This is a genomic window from Microcoleus sp. w2-18bC1 (assembly GCF_036700365.1).
Lineage (GTDB): Bacteria > Cyanobacteriota > Cyanobacteriia > Cyanobacteriales > Microcoleaceae > Microcoleus.
Genome location: NZ_JAUBOS010000008.1, coordinates 1 through 15,704 on the forward strand (window position 1 = coordinate 1; position 15,704 = coordinate 15,704).

Consider the following 15,704-nt stretch of genomic DNA (forward strand, 5'->3'; position numbering starts at 1 on the left):
TTTTGGTAAAAATTGTAATCTCACACTTTTTTCATTATAACCGATAACTAATCAACTTATTTATTTTTCATTCCTAAAAGCTTACGCGGGGCAAGGAGTATAAAAAAGTCGAATTAAATGCCGCGTCAGGGGTGGAGCTGACATTGATTTAATTATCCACAGGGGCTGCGAAGTCAAGAGAGCCTAAGCCACTGGGCCCTATAAAAACTGTCCTGACTATTGTTAAATGCACAACAGCTTATGACTGATTATTTAACATGATTATTTCCGGGGCAGTGGTGGGAATTAGGGAACCACTTACACTTAATGATTCCACGGGATATCTCTTCTAATTTCGCAGGGGTGTGACCTGCACCGAATAGATCGAGGTTGAGATTGAGGGCTACTTTCGCGGCGTAAGCAATGTACAAAGTACAAGGTAGTAATACAGAAAATATTACTATATTAGCAACTAGATTGTGATCCATGATATCTGTTTCGCTTCAAATAGTTAGTTATCAATTGTTAATTATTCTGTCCTTGTTTCGCTGTATTGCATTTCTATTTTCAACGCCGTTTCGACTCTTTGATACTCCGCCTCAACCTCTTCTAAAAGCGCGCAGGCCGGATCAGGTAAAGGCTGGTTAGCATTTGTTCCCATGCGGCCCATGATTTCGAGTTCCTCGCACAGCTCATACAAGCGAAAAGCACCGAGAGTACCGCTAATCGATTTTAAAGAGTGAGCCGATCGCCGCAAAGCCAGCGGATCGGCGTTGCACAGAGCCATAGAGATGCCTCGCAGTAGTTCGGGAGCTGTTTCGAGGTAAATCTCGATCGCCTCGTCCAAAGCTTCCACTTCTCGCAGTCCCTCTATAATCTTGGCACTGAGGGAATCGTGGCTGTGTGACAAAGCCCGATCGAGATTTGATGCACCAGAATCGACGAGGGCCGGCGAATTGGGAATTGTCAGTTGTGGATTTCCCGCAACAGCCACATTCGATCGCACTTGTAATTCACTCGTTCCTTCGATCTGTTCCGCCGAGGCATCCAAACAAACGATCGGCTGCAGACGATCGAATGCAGAGTTCGATCGAGATTTACACGCGAGCAAAGCTCGCACCAACTGGTCAATTGCGATCGGCTTGCTCAAATAGTCGTCCATCCCCGCCGCCATACACTCTTCGCGATCGCCCTGCATCGCATTTGCCGTCATCGCCACAATCCAAGGTCTTGTCGATTTTCGATTTTCGATTTTCGATTTTCGATTGTTAGATTCCTCAGTCGATTTTCGATTTTCGATTTTCGATTTTCGATTGTTAGATTCCTCATCCGCCAATTTGGGATTTTGGGTTCGGGATTTTCGATTATTAGATGGCTCATCAGTTGCGGAAACTTCTGATTCTCCCGTGGGATTTTTAGTCCAGTCTAGATTATTAGATGGCTCATCAGTTGCGGAAACTTCTGATTCTCCCGTGGGATTTTCTAAAGTTAAATCTGCTGAAAATTGCTCGCGGATGTGGCGGGTAGTTTCCAGTCCGTCCATTTCCGGCATTTGCACATCCATCAGCACCACATCATAAGGCTGGCGGCGCAAAGCTTCGAGTACTTCGATACCGTTTCCCGCCACATCCGCGCGATACCCCATCCGCTGTAAAATTTGCAAAGCCACCTTCTGATTCACCAAATGATCGTCAGCCAACAGAATCCGCAGAGGTAAGTTCTCGGCCAGCACGGGTATGGTTTGTAAGAAAGGCCCGCTAGTGCGCTGCCCTTTAAATTCCGTTGTCTGTTCTCCAAAAATATTGATTAAAACATTGTAAAGCTGAGATTGTTTGATGGGTTTATTCAAAAAAGCAGCAAAATCCATCTCCATAGCCGGGGGGTTAATTTCTTGCCTGCCGATCGAAGTTAGCATCACTAACGGCAACTTTTCGCAATCAGGATACCGGCGAATTTGCGCCGCTAAAGCCAACCCGTCCATTTCCGGCATTTGCATATCCAAAACTGCCAAGTCAAACATCTCTTTAGCAGCCAGCCAATCTAAAGCCAAACGAGCCGAAGCTGAAGCCCTAGCCACCATTCCCCAAGACTGAGCTTGGAGAGTCAAAATTCTGCGGTTAGTAGCATTGTCATCGACAATTAAGACTCGCTTGCCAGCTAATTCCGGTTGAGAATTGCTCAAGTTAAGTGGTAAGGAATTCTTGCAGCTAGAAACGATCGTACTAAAATAAAAAGTAGAGCCAACGGATTGCGTATTTTGGCTGATCGGCTTGTTGCTGAGTACAGATTTGCCATAGCCATATTTTTCGGCAATTTCGCAAGATTCTGCCCATCCCAAATCAAAAACTGCCGATGATCTAAAATCGGCAGGAGGATTGCCCGCGACACTACCCATACTTTCCACCCACATCCGGCCGCCCATCATTTCGGCCAAACGCTTGCTAATTGCCAAACCCAATCCGGTACCGCCGTACTGCCGGCTCGTTGAAGAATCCACCTGGCTGAAAGATTTAAATAGCCGATCCATGCGATCGCTCGGAATGCCGATACCGGTATCTTTGACCGCAAAATGTATTTCGTATGCTGGGTTAATTGCTATCGGTTCGCCAGCAATTAATGGCGGTTCTTTAGCCTTAGCCGCCGGTACTGAAATCTTTTTGGCAGTCACCGAAACCACCACTTCTCCAGCGTCGGTAAATTTAACCGCATTACTGAGCAAGTTGATTAAAATTTGCCTCAAGCGGGTGCTATCGCCGATCGCCGTTGCGGGTACTGTACGATCGATCAAGTAACCCACTTCCAGTTGTTTTTCTGCCGCCTTGGCAGCTATCAAGTCTAGAGATTCCTCAATGCAAGTGCGAAGGTCAAACGGATGTTCCTCCAAGTCCAATTTGCCCGACTCAATTTTCGAGAAATCTAGAATATCGTTGATCAGAGTCAGCAAGGCATCGCCGCTGCTGCGGATAGTTTCTACAAAATCGCGCTGTTCGCGAGTTAAGGGGGTATCCAGCAGCAAACCGGTCATGCCGATCACTCCATTCATCGGAGTGCGAATTTCGTGGCTCATGGTGGCTAAAAATTCGCTTTTGGCTCTAGTAGCCGCCAGTGCTTGATCGCGAGCTTTTGCCAAATCTACGTCTGTTTGCTGGCGTTCGAGTTCGCTTCCCACCCACTGAGCCATCAGTTTCACCAACTCTCTGTCTACAGCTCGGAACGGTTCTGTCACAGGAGTCGGAGAAAAGAAGCACAGAGTGCCGTAAACTTCACCTCCCACCGTGACGGGAATGCCCATGTAAGCTTCGATGGAGAAAGCTCGATCGTCGCTGTTGAAGGAAAAACCCGAAAATCGCACCGACTCAAAGTAAATCGGTTCTTTTGCCATTGACGTAGCGACGCAAAAAGTTTTTTCCAGATCATAGATTTGGTCTTTGACGATCGACCCGTCGGGACACTCAACAGCCATTATTTGATAGTTGTCGGCTTCAATGCAGGACAAAATTCCCACCGACAGACCTAAATGCCGACATCCCATTGCCAGCAGTTCTTGGAGGCGCAAATCAAATGTAGAGAGGTGGTTGAGCGGGTCTGTACGGGGAGCCGAAGTCACTTGGTACAAAGCTTTGATTGCAGCTTCGCTTTCTCGCAGTTCTTGTTCAGTTTGCTTCCGCACGCTGATGTCGCGGGAAATGCCGATAATTTCTTGGACTTCGCCTGTTTGGGGATCACTAATCGTGCGGCCGGTGGTTTCAAACCAAATGTATTTGCCGTCTTTGCGGCGGATGCGGTAGCTGACGGTGTAAGTAACTGGGAGCGCCAGGACTTTCCAGTGAGCTTTGGCAATGGTTTCTAAATCGTCGGGGTGAAAATAATCCTTGGGGACGCGGCCGATGAGTTCCGAAGGTTCGTATCCCAGTAAAGCCCGGCTGGCGGGCGAGACGTAGACAAACACGCCTGTGGGGTCGTGTCTGGTGATCATGTCGGTTGAGTTTTCGGCCATCAACCGATAGCGGTCTTCGCTTTCATTACGTTCGACTTGAGAATTGCCCAATGCTTCTAGCATTCGGTTGATGCCGTCGGCCAAGCTTGCGAGCTCATCTTCTCCGGCCATCTGAACTCTTAAGCTTGGGTCGCCGTTGGCTGCGATGTTGCTGACGCTGGTGCTCAAGGAAGCCAATCTCGCCAAGACTAATTTTTCTAGCAACAGCAGGGTGATGGCGCTAAATATTAAACCTACTGCCAGTATTGATAAGGTAAACAACTCCAAGGTAGCCTGACCTTGGCCGTAGATGATGCGATCTGTCTCTACTCGCAGCAGCAGCGCTAGGTTCCCGTGGATGTCACGAATCAGGGCGTATCCTGCGACTAAGCTGTCGCTGAGTGGCTCGACTAAAATTTCTACTGATTTGAGGTTGGAAATTTTGAGTTTGACATTTTCCAACTCCTGCCTCGATCGAGCCAGCGCCTTGGCGCTGTGCCCGGAGTAGTTCGCGGCTCCCACTTTAAAATCTAAACTCGGCAATCTAAAATCCACTGACAGGTGAGTCAGTTCTGAAAGCAAACCGATTTCGCTGCTGTCGAGGTAGCGTCCCAAGATCAGCGTTCCCCGCGACGGGCCTTGGGCGTTGCTGTTGAAGATGGGCTTGGCGGCAATCAGCAGTCTGGCTTCTGGCAAGGTGAGGACGCCTGTTTTGGCCGCGGGGCGATCGCCCTCGACTGTCGATGAGTGTAGTAGCGCCTCGGTCAAGTGCTGTTTTAAGCTTTCGGGAATCGGGATTTCTGTTTGGGATTTCAGGTCGAAACCTTTGCTGAAGATCGTCTTACCGTTGGAGTCCAGCAGTACCAATAAGTTTAGTCTCAAGTAAATAAATGTCGAATCGACAAAATTTGACTTGACAAAATTTTCGTTCCGTGTTTCTACGAAAGAGTAAGTATCGTCCCACTCGGCGTAATCTTGGGCGCTGGTGTCTAAATTCGACAAGTCATCATCTAATGCGTCCAAAGCCCGTGCGACATCCTGGCGGACGTACTGTGCCTCCAGGTTGTGAAAATCATGCAGCAAAATAGTTGATGCAGTGGCATAGAGAACCACAATCAGGCTGATTAGCGCTGCACCGATGATTAATAGTGTTTTTTTTCGGAGTTGCATGGCGTCGCCCTCCTCACGGTGCTAATAGGCAACTAGCCAGGAGAGATTTGAGACGTAGGTTGTTTAGCATTGGCGATCGCAGGGCCTGCGTGTTTGGACTTTTCTGGGCTGACGAAAGCAAAGCCCTTGGTATTTCCAAGGTATCCGGTATGTTGCCCCCCACAGTCAGTGTAGTATTTTCACAGCTTTAGTTCCATATTATTTACAACCTATGACCTACAAGTTATAACCTGACGATCTGCATCTTCAACATAAACCGCCGATAGAACTCAAAACAATTCGCGTTTGATACTGACGCAGCCAGGGAGGTGGGCAGTTGGGAGAACAGGCGTGCTGGGTGGAGAACCCTCTCTATTATTGTACCTAAAAAATATTGAGGAGAGAGGGAACTGGTCCGCGAAGTTTGCTTTGCCAAAAGGTTTTCACTCCAATAACTGTTTTGATTTTTGTCATTCTTCAGTAATCCTTGCAACAGTTGTAGAATATGCCTCAAAGCAAATCCAGCCTGCAAGCCTGAACCCCGTTCAAAAATTGTGATAGCAGAGGCAATGAATATCCGGCGACTTTTTATTTATTATATCTGCAAATAAAATAGACAACAATCAATAAAATCGGCTTTTCACTTTTCTATTTTAAATTAATCAAAACTGTTAACTAAAATGTATAGATTCACCGTTGGCACTAGCCTCAAAAAACGGGTAGAAACTGGTTTACCCTAACATTATTCACCCGTACTAACAAATTAATAAAAACCAGTTCCCACTCCCCGATCACATCCTTTACTAACATTAGTGCCTGATGTCAGTAGAAACTCACATCAGGCACTATATGCAATCCGATCGCAACTTGAGTTTTTTTTATCGGATGACGGCTAAAGCACCGGCGCCGGCTGCTGCTGCCGCCGAAGTAAGAGCGGTGAAAAACAGCCACCAAGAGGCAACTTCTGCTGCTTTCCGGGTTTCTTCGGCTTGTTTTTCAGCTTGCACTTTGATGCTTTCGAGGCGAAGCTGTGCCTCTTGCTGCAAGCGTTCTGCTCTTTGCAAGACGGTGTTGCGGCTTCTTTCAATTTGGTCGATTAAGCGGTTGGCATCTGCTTCGGAAATGTCTTCGCGAGAGCTCATTAATGCTACTAAAGTATCGCGGTTGAAATGACCCAGCCGATCGCGCAAAGCATCAAATCCGGCTTGCGGATCGTCAAATAACTTCCGCACGTCCCGCGTAATGCCTTCGTAGTTGAGTTCAGGGCGATCGAGCGAATTGAGGTAATCCCGAATTTTTCCGAGAATTCCGTCAATTACCGACTGAATACCCTCCTGTATTTTCTGAATTTGCATTGCGAACTCATCGCGCACCGACAAAATCCCATCGACAATGCGATTGGCTTCTGCTTCAGAAATATCCGGCCGCTGAGACAACAGAGAAACCACTGTAGCTCGATCGATGTGCGACAAGCGCTCGCCCAAACTGTAAGCGCCGACTTTCGGGTCATGCAGCAGCAGTTGCAAGTCGCGCTTGATGGCATCGGGATTTAATTCATCCTTGCCCGTATTACGCAAATAATCTTCTAAAACACTCTGAAAATCGTGTACTTGGCTTTGCATCCGCTTTGCCAAACGGCGCGGCGCTTTCACAATCGACCCAAGAGTTTCCTGCACTTGGTCGATAATTTGATTGACTTGTTCCTCGCTCAAATCTTGTCTCTGAGAAAGCAGTTTTACCAAAGTATCGCGATCGACTTGAGACAGACGGCCACGCAGCGCTAAAGCTCCTTCTTTGGGATTTTGCAGCAGTTTTGTCAAATCCCGCTGAATCCCTTCAGGATTGAGTTCTGATTTGCCCGTATTGCGGAGGTAATCTGCAAGGGCGGTTGTTGTATTGTCGTACTGATCCTTAGCTTTTTCGGCCAACTTTTGCGGCGCATGCACCGCGCTGTGCCAATTTTCTTCGGCGCTGTCGAGAAGGTGATTTACTTGGTCTTCGCTGAGGTCTTTCCGCTGAGATAGCAATTTTACCAAAGTTTCGCGATCGAACTTAGAAGCTCTAGCTCTCAGCGCCCACATTCCCGCTTCCGGATTGTCCAGCAGCGTTTTCAAATCGCGCTTGATGCCTTCGGGATTAAGTTCTTCTTTGCCCGTAGACTTCAAGTATTCTTGTACTCTTTGCCACTGGTTGTCTAGTCGGGCTTGCGCTGCTTCTTGCAGACCTTTAGAATCTGCTAAAACTACATCTCGCGTCCTTTCTAACTCTTGAACAATCTGTTCTACTTCCTGGAATCCAAAGTTTTCGCGGCCTCGGAGAATTTGCACAAAACTGTCGCGGGTGTAAGGAGAAAGCCGATCGCGCAACTGTTCGTAACTAGCGTCGGAATCCTCTAAGATTTTTTTGAAATCGCTCCCGATACCTGCTGCTGTCAGTTCTTCTTTCGGCGTCAGCTTCAAATAAGTTTCCAACCGCCACTGCAAATCGCGAGATTTTTCTTGCTCCTCGGCAAAGATAACGGTTTGTAAAACGCGCTGTCTAATTGATTCTAATTCCTGGGAAATTTCTTTAATTTTCTCTTGGGTAAAAACGCCTCTACTGGCCAGGATTTCGGCAAAATTAGACTGTTTTAGTTTTTCTAATTCCCGGCGCACAGTTCCAGGATCGGCTGTAGGATCGTAGAGAACGTCCCGAAATTCGCGCTCGATAGCTTGGGGGTTCATCTGCCACGAATAAGTGTTGAGTAGGTAGTTTTCTACGTCCGCACGAATTGGGCTGTAAGTTACGGGTTCGCCTTTGACTTGAGCGGTAATTTTATCAGTTTGCTGGGTAACTTTCTCTTTAGCTTCTTTGAGCTGACCGACTACTTTTTCCACATCCAAGTCAGAAATATCCGTTCGACCCAATACTATTCCCATTAAAGCATTGACTGCCATTGTCGTTGCTTGGGACATCATGGTCGGGCTTTGTCCAGAATTTTGACCGCCCAGATTGCTGAGGGCTTTTTCTACCCGACTTGCCAATTTATCTGAGACCAAATCTCCCGATTTGGCAGATTTGAGATAGTCTACTAATTGGGCGATGCCGTCTGATTGCTGCCCTTGTTTTCCTACTTGTTTCCAAGCATCTTGAAGTTGGTCTACAATCCGGTTTACGTCGCGTTTTGATAAGTCCGATCGCGAACTTACTAAATCTACGAGAGTTTGCCGATCGAGATTTGGCAAATTTTCGGCTGCAATAGTTTTTAGTTGCGGATCGTTAAGCAATTTTTCAAACTCGCTACGCATCCCTTTGATGTCTAATTCTGGCGGTTTGAGGCTTTGGATGTAGTCTTCGACGTTTTCTCGCAAGCTTGTGGGGTCGATCGCGCTACCGAGTTCATGGCCCACTGCTGCTGCTGCTGCTTTGGCTGTGGCGACGACTTGGTTGCTGGCTGCTTTGGCGCCGATGGCCGAGGCTGCGGTGCCGACAATGGCTTGAAAGCCTGATGTCGCGGTGTTGACGACGGAACCAATCAAGGAACCGACGGTGGTGGAACTCACCCAAACAAGCATTGAGAAATAGGTTGCCCAGACGACTAAACCGACGATCGCACCTAAACCGGGACTGCTAATCAAGCTAAGCTTAACTGCTAGCAAGCAAGCGAAGAATAGGGCGATGGTGACGGTAATCAGCGTCCAAGTGCCTACTTTTCGGCCGATGTGGCGGACTGGGGGGCTGCCGCTATCCGAGTGGTGGTCGTCGTCGTGGGATTGTCCCATGTACGAAAGACCTGCAGCTACTGATAAATTTGTTAGCAAGAGTTGGAAAGCGCAGGCGAGCACGACTCCAGCTATCAAGGCGATAAAAAATTGTGGCCCGGAATAGAGGAGTGCTGCGTCTTCTACTCTGTTTGTTGTTGTAGTCTGGTCTACTGGCACTTGGGCCAGCCAGAACCCGATGTTATACAGTTGTGGATTTATTGGCAAATTTTGATACATAGTATATTCCTCGTTAAGGAGTGGGTGCGCGCGCTCATTGGCGCCAGTTAACTAATGTATAGTTTTAGACTCATGCCCCCAATGGCAATCATCGCCTTATTGTCGAGCTAAAGCATCCCCCTACAGTCGGAAGTGTAGAAATATGTCTGCGGCGGGCTGTCACTTTAGGAATATTTGTGCTATGTAAATTGGCAGTTGTGAAGTTGTTAGTTCTCAGTTATGAGTAAGGTGCGCTGCGGCGCCTCCGAGATAGATGGTAGTAATGGTAAGTCGGGTTAAAACTCTCGCACAGTAAAATCTTTGGTCGAGCGATATTAAGAGTTGGTACCGAAGTCCAGAAAAAATGTTCACAATTCATCAACCAATGCCATAACAAATTAGCTTTCAAGGAATTCGATAGTGCAGCAAGAAAGTCATGCAATTATTATTGGAGGCAGTTTAGCAGGACTGTTGGCCTCTAGAGTATTAGCAAAACACTTCGACCGAGTAAGTATTGTTGAACGAGATTTTTTTCCAGAAAAACCCGCACCTCGCCCCGGTATTCCTCAATCCCGTCATCTTCACATCCTTTTAAATCGGGGGAGAATCATTCTCGAAGAGTTTTTTCCCGGCTTGGAAAACGAACTGGTAGCTGCTGGTGCTCCTAGTTTAGATCCGAGGTCGATCGGGTGGTTTAGTCCGGCAGGTTGGGCCCCGCACTTTAGCCCGGATCTAAATGATTTAATTTTGTTCAGTCGGGATTTACTTGATTGGCAAATTCGCCGCCGCTTGGCTGAAAATACAAAGGTGCATTTTCTCGAAGGAGGCACAGTAACGGGGTTGCTGGCGAATACCTCGCGCGCGGGGATTGCTGGCGTATCGGTGCGTTTTCGCGATCGCCACAACGCTGGTAACATCCATACAGAGAATTTGTATGCAGATTTAGTAGTCGATGCTGGCGGCAAAGTTTCCAAAACACCTCAATGGTTGAAAAGTTTGGGATATGAACCTCCGCAAGAAACTGTTATCAATGCTTTTGTCGGCTATGCCAGCCGCATCTATAAATGCAGCGGTAAATTGTCAGAAACAGCGCCAGTATTTGTGTCACTAGCCCCGCCAGTTCGCACTCGTGGCGGTGCAATTTTTCCGATCGAAGGCAATCGCTGGCTGGTGACTCTCGACGGGGGCGATCGCGATTATCCCCCCACAGACGAAGCAGGTTTTGTAAAATTTGCCCGCAGTCTGCCAACCCCGACAATTTATGATGCGATTAAAGATGCAGAAGCAATAACACCTATTTATAGCTATCGAGGTACAGAAAATCGTTGGCGCCACTACGAGCGCCTCCGTCGTTCTCCTGAAAACTTAATAATTATTGGTCATGCAGTTTGCGCTTTTAACCCGATATACGGACACGGAATGACGGTTGCTGCACTGGATGCTCAGATGCTAGATGAATGTTTGCAAAAGCAAAGAGAGCGGTATCCAGAAGGCGATTTAACAGGCCTTGCGCGAGAATTTCAACAAAAACTAGCAAAATTACACACTCTTCCTTGGATGTTTGCGATCAGTCAGGACTCTCGCTATCCGGGAAGTACAGGTGCAAAACTAAACCTTGCTACGCGACTGACAATTGATTACATGGATTTGGTGTTAAAAGTGCTGGTCGGAGATGTTAAGGTTTGTCAAGCATTTGTGGAAGTTGTGCACATGATTGAGTCGCCGGCTGTACTTTTTTCTCCCAGTATTGCGCTTAAGGCGATCGGGCAATTAGTCACCGTTCGACAGAACGCAGAATTAAGATCAAGAGTTTATACAGAATCAGGTTAGTTTTGCCAAGTCTATTTTTTCACCGCCGAGTAAGGAAGATAAACGCAGATGAAATCCTCTTCACCTGCGTTGATTTAACCTGATATGATGTCCGCTACAACCTGCATGATAAAAAGTATCACTTTGGCGACTGCGGTTTTCGGGTATTTCACGTAATTAAGATGGGTAAAATCCGATTTAGTACCGCAATTGTCCGTTTTTGAAATAAATCTAATGATTTATTTCAAAAACTGTTTGCAGTCACGACTTACCCACAAGAGTCAAGAAACCAGTTTTTTTACCCATATCCCTCGCGACTCACGCTATTTTGTAGTAAAAAAAATCGGTTTCTGCTGCAGAGAATAATCTAGAGTTGTGCAATTGTTACTTGCCAGCCAAACAATCTAATTGTTCTTGCATTTGGGCAGTAACTCGCTCGAAACAAGCATCAACATAATCGCGATCGCGCGCCGCCTCCGAACCATACCTCTCAAATACAATCGGTTCGCACACGCGAGTCCGAATTTGCACGGGTAAAGGCAGATTTGGCAAAGGCCCAATACTCAACCCCCAAGGCAATCCCAAATACACGGGCAATACCACCGGATCGATGCCAAATAGCCACGGCATTCCCAATTCATGCAATTGCTTTGCTTGTTCGTACAAATCTGCCAAAACTATCAAAGTATCGTGAGCACCGTGCGATATAATTGGTACAATTGGTACTTCTTCTCGCAATGCTAATTTGATAAATCCCTTGCGTCCGGCAAAGTAGATTTGATCGCGCAAGTGGTGGGGGCGGAAAACATCTTGAGCGCCGCCCGGATAGACGAGAACTGGGGCATTTTTCCGCAAGGCTGCGATCGCCATTTTCGGATGCGCCTTGAGGGCTCCACACTGAACCGCCATGCTAGCAACATCAGGAGAAACTTGCCAAACCGTTGGGTGCATCAATCCGTAGGCCAAGCGTTCCGTTCCGTACCTGCGGAACCATTCGTATAGGAACATAAACATATCTGGAGCGGCAAGTCCCCCGTTGTGAGAACCAACCACAAGCATTTTTCCGCTGGCGGGTACGTGGTGCCAGCCGTCGCTTTGTACGCGGAAGTAGTAGCGGTACAGCCATTCCCAGAATGGCAATAAAAGCTGAATGAAGTCGGGATTGCGATCGTCTAAAGATAGACCATCAAAGGGATATTTAGAGGATTTGCCGTCTTTTTTGTTAGTAGTTATTGTCACTGCAAAAATATTTAACGCTTTGGTCATTATATAGTAGAAGGAAGAAAACTTTAACTCTCGAAGAGAGAAGGCTTTAGTTATTTCGGAAAGAAGGAAGAAGGGAGGAGATTAGTTGGGCTTTTCCTCTCCTTGTGCCTGCGCTAATCCCGATTGCCCTCCCAAAACAAGATTTTTCCTATCATTAATATGCTCCCATTCCGCAGGAATCACCGCATTAGTTTTAGCAATTGAAAACCTCCTAAACATCGAGTGCGGTTGCTATAGCAATATAATTAAATCAGAATTGGCGCAAATATTTGGTTTCTGATGTGAGCGGGCTGCTTTTGTTCGGAGGTTTTGTGCTGGTTGTCTCCACAGGAACAAAATCGGTTGCAAACAGCTACAGCAACTGTCGCTGATGGCGGGGCGACTTTAGCCAGAAAAACACAACTGTGCCTCAAGCCGATAAGTTTCCGTTTTGGAAGATTTTATCAAATTGACGCCAGCCCTCGGGTCAATGCTAGCGATTGGTGCTGTTTACCACAATTTTAAGTAAGGTACGATCGACAATGGAGTTATGTCAGCGAGATCGAAGAACTGTATCCGGCTTCCGACACCCCACTGCGACGATGGGGTCGATCGCGCCAATCGCCTGTCAATCGATTTTAGATTTTAGATTTTAGATTTTAGAGGCGACCCCACGGATAAATGCGGGGGCTTGAGGATGTTCGATTTTCGATTTGGGATTGATTCCACGGATAAATCCGGGGGCTTGCACCATCAAGAAATTCTTGGTCAATCTGAATCTTGGAGCATCTCCAGCACAATCTCGCTCTCGAAGCTGCCAAGAATTCACCTGAAATGTAGCCCCATATTACTCAACTGCAACAACAGGCAGCTAAATGGTTTAACGAACACCTGACAAGATATTGGCGGACAACACATGACTTTGATTCCTAGTAAACTGTCCCGCATTTAAGCAGTTAACTGTTGGCTTTCCCCCTCTGCCATTCCCCGACTCGGACACTCTGGCCTTCTCCCCCTATCCCGCTCTGCCATAATGAGCCATTTATAGGCGTAGCAGCTTTATGTCTCTTCGCTCAACTCACCAAACATTAAATAATATCAATAAAACTTGACTTGCGGTCATAAAAAAGTTATATAAAGCTTTTTTGTGGAAGACAAATCGATTTTTTTGCTATATTGACCTGCAATTAAGATAATTATTGTGGTTAAGTGAGGATTTGAACGGATGAAAAACTTGAATTGCTGGAATAAACCCGCTGCATTGCTGGGCGCGATCGCGATCGTAGCCGGAAGTTTGCAGGCGAATGCCATCGCTGTTGCCGCCCCATCAACATCCACTGTCAGTCAAGATGCTGAAAATATTTCCTTTGAAGATAGCGCCACGTTTCAAATAGCCCAGGCTGGCAACCTTTGCCGCAAAGTCACTCCCAAAGAAGGTTTGACGGTTCGTCAGAACCCAGACCCCAAATCCCCTAGAGTTGGCGGAGTAGCACTTAACACACAGGTAACACTGTCCCAAGGTGCTACTTCTGTTAAAGCCTCCGACGGTCGCCTCTGGATTCAAATTACCGCTCCCGTCACAGGGTATGTGGCTAGTGGCTATCCCAACGACGAAAGTAATTTAGGTTCGTGCACAATTAGTCAAACTCCTTCCCCAAGTCCCGCACCAGCGCCTGCACCGGCACCTGCACCGGCACCTGCACCTGCACCAGCACCTGCACCAGCGCCTGCACCAGCGCCTGCACCAGCGCCTGCACCAGCGCCTGCACCTGCACCAGCGCCTGCACCAGCGCCTGCACCAGCGCCTGCACCAGCGCCTGCACCAGCGCCTGCACCAGCACCAGCCCCAGCACCAGCCCCAGCACCAGCACCAGCCCCAGCACCAGCACCAGCACCAGCAGTGGGCCCTGTAAGTCTGTGTCGCCAAGTAGAACCTCGCGTAGCGCCGAAGGGTCTAGTTATCCGCGCGGAGCCTTCAAAGACTTCTGCTGTTAAAGGCAGCGTAGCGGCTAACGGTCAAGTAACGCTTGTTCCCAATTTCCAATTAGTGAAAGATAAGAATGGAGAAGAGCGCAATTGGCTTGAGATTTCAGGCCCTGTGCCGGGATTCATCTCGGCTGGAAATTTGATCATGTGCAAGTAAACTTCTGAGTTCGATCGCTCTTTTAGTCTAAAAGAGCGATCGACACCGAAAATAGTTTTAAGATTGTCGCGCAGCAAGGGAACAACGCGGAGCCCAGACTGCTTCCTGAACTTACGCAGGAATAACTTATTTCTGCAGGCAGCCAGCGGTAGCGAATCTTTCTGGGCCTCTGTTTTTCGTCGGTAGCGTCAAGCCCTAGCTTCGTTCCTCGCAACCCACGCAGGGCGAATGAATGTAATCAAAAAGCCGATCGACCTTTTTACTGACAGCGCCCGCTTGCCCAATTTTGGTGTCCGCGATTTCGTTGACACTTGGATTGTCGGCCAATCCAGACAATTTCCCACTTATTTTCCCTGAGTCCGAGTTCGATGCGGTGTCGCATTCCGGCCACAGAATCGTCAGCTAAACCGATGACAGTATGCACAATAACTGCTGTTTCTCGCGTGGGATATTCAACCGAAATTTGGTCGCTTTTTCTGCCTTCAGATTCTTGGTCACTGCTAAAGAGTTTTACTGCGATATCTTTGGGGCTGGAGACGGTAATTTTGCGATCGCCCAGGAACTGTTTGACGTTAATTGGTTCGTAGTTTGATCGGGCGGCGGGCTGCCCCATTGCTGCAATGGGAATTTGGATGCAGGCAAAAACAGCTAGGAAAAAAAGCGATCGCTTGAGTGTTGATTGGTTCATGAGGCTTCAGATTGTGCGAGAAACTTTTGTCTCCGAGATGCGAAAGCCGCCAAATCTGCCTCGGTGAATTGAGTTTGCTGCCATGAGGGGCGGGCAAGCAGTCGATCGCACCAAGCTTGAATTTTTGGATAACCGTCTATGGACACACCAACCCAAGATAGCAAGGGCACGACGGTACCGGCAACGCACTCGGCAAACGTGACACTGTTGCTAGCGAAAAAAGGGCGATCGTCCAACAAACCTTCAAAGAATTTCAATACTGTATTGACTTTTTCCTTAGCCTTTGCGATTTCCTGCGCTTGGGGAGTTCCCCATCCCATTTTTTCACTGCTGAGGGGGTAAAGTGCCGGCGCAAGTTCGTTAACCGTGACCAATTCTACCATTTTCACAACTGCCAAATCTTGCGGATCTTTCGGCAGCATTGCCGGTTCTGGATACTTCGCTTCTAGATAGTCAAGAATTGCTAAAGACTCGACGACAGTGAAGTCATCATCGACCAAAACAGGGATGCGGTGAAAAGGATTCATTGCCACAAACTCAGGCTGCAAGTGATCGCCGTCCAAGTGGATTTCTACTAATTCAAAGTCGAGGTTTTTTTCTAAGAGGGCGATCCACACGCGGCGGGAGTTAGGGGAAATTGGGGTGTGGTAAAGTTTCATAAATGGTGGGGGTGGTTATTAAAACGTCTTAAAAACTAAATAAAAATTACCTTAATTTTTTAATATCTGCCGAATTTCGCTGCTGCTAATTGTTATG

The 15,704-nt window shown here is 47.6% G+C and carries 7 protein-coding genes; 2 read left to right on the plus strand and 5 right to left on the minus strand.

Annotated features, from left to right (window positions below; translation table 11 throughout):
• Positions 1 to 508: 508 nt before the first annotated feature.
• Positions 509 to 5,125: a response regulator gene (locus QT979_RS07340; RefSeq protein WP_333308969.1), complete on the minus strand. Its 4,617-nt coding sequence runs from the start codon at positions 5,123 to 5,125 to the stop codon at positions 509 to 511.
• 857 nt (positions 5,126 to 5,982) lie between these two features.
• Positions 5,983 to 9,084, minus strand: coding sequence for an MFS transporter (locus tag QT979_RS07345; protein WP_333308970.1), 3,102 nt, complete (start codon positions 9,082 to 9,084; stop codon positions 5,983 to 5,985).
• A gap of 399 nt (positions 9,085 to 9,483) precedes the next feature.
• Between QT979_RS07345 and QT979_RS07350 the strand changes: the two genes are divergently transcribed.
• Positions 9,484 to 10,893 (plus strand): 2-polyprenyl-6-methoxyphenol hydroxylase-like oxidoreductase, encoded by a 1,410-nt coding sequence (locus tag QT979_RS07350; protein WP_333213855.1) that lies wholly within the window; start codon positions 9,484 to 9,486, stop codon positions 10,891 to 10,893.
• A 363-nt stretch (positions 10,894 to 11,256) separates the two neighbouring features.
• On the opposite strand, the gene QT979_RS07355 is transcribed toward QT979_RS07350, so the two are convergent.
• Positions 11,257 to 12,138 carry a lysophospholipid acyltransferase family protein gene (locus QT979_RS07355; protein ID WP_333213857.1) on the minus strand — a complete coding sequence of 294 codons (882 nt, stop codon included), beginning with the start codon at positions 12,136 to 12,138 and terminating at the stop codon, positions 11,257 to 11,259.
• A gap of 1,204 nt (positions 12,139 to 13,342) precedes the next feature.
• Here QT979_RS07355 and QT979_RS07360 point away from each other — a divergent pair.
• Positions 13,343 to 14,260, plus strand: a complete 918-nt coding sequence (locus QT979_RS07360; RefSeq protein WP_333213859.1) for an SH3 domain-containing protein — start codon at positions 13,343 to 13,345, stop codon at positions 14,258 to 14,260.
• A gap of 259 nt (positions 14,261 to 14,519) precedes the next feature.
• Here the strand turns inward: QT979_RS07360 and QT979_RS07365 are convergent, their stop codons facing one another.
• Together QT979_RS07365 and QT979_RS07370 are read right to left on the minus strand one after the other, a co-directional pair.
• Positions 14,520 to 14,948: a hypothetical protein gene (locus QT979_RS07365; protein WP_333308973.1), complete on the minus strand. Its 429-nt coding sequence runs from the start codon at positions 14,946 to 14,948 to the stop codon at positions 14,520 to 14,522.
• Entirely contained in the window at positions 14,945 to 15,607 is a 663-nt protein-coding gene (locus tag QT979_RS07370; protein ID WP_333308974.1) for a glutathione S-transferase family protein, read from the minus strand. Before QT979_RS07370 ends, QT979_RS07365 begins: the two co-directional genes overlap by 4 nt.
• Positions 15,608 to 15,704 lie beyond the last annotated feature (97 nt).

Coding starts and splice junctions, on each gene's coding strand:
- QT979_RS07340 (WP_333308969.1), bottom strand. CDS start 5,125: ATGCAACTCCGAAAAAAAACACTATTAATCATCGGTGCAGCGCTAATC.
- QT979_RS07345 (WP_333308970.1), bottom strand. CDS start 9,084: ATGTATCAAAATTTGCCAATAAATCCACAACTGTATAACATCGGGTTC.
- QT979_RS07355 (WP_333213857.1), bottom strand. CDS start 12,138: ATGACCAAAGCGTTAAATATTTTTGCAGTGACAATAACTACTAACAAA.
- QT979_RS07360 (WP_333213859.1), top strand. CDS start 13,343: ATGAAAAACTTGAATTGCTGGAATAAACCCGCTGCATTGCTGGGCGCG.
- QT979_RS07365 (WP_333308973.1), bottom strand. CDS start 14,948: ATGAACCAATCAACACTCAAGCGATCGCTTTTTTTCCTAGCTGTTTTT.
- QT979_RS07370 (WP_333308974.1), bottom strand. CDS start 15,607: ATGAAACTTTACCACACCCCAATTTCCCCTAACTCCCGCCGCGTGTGG.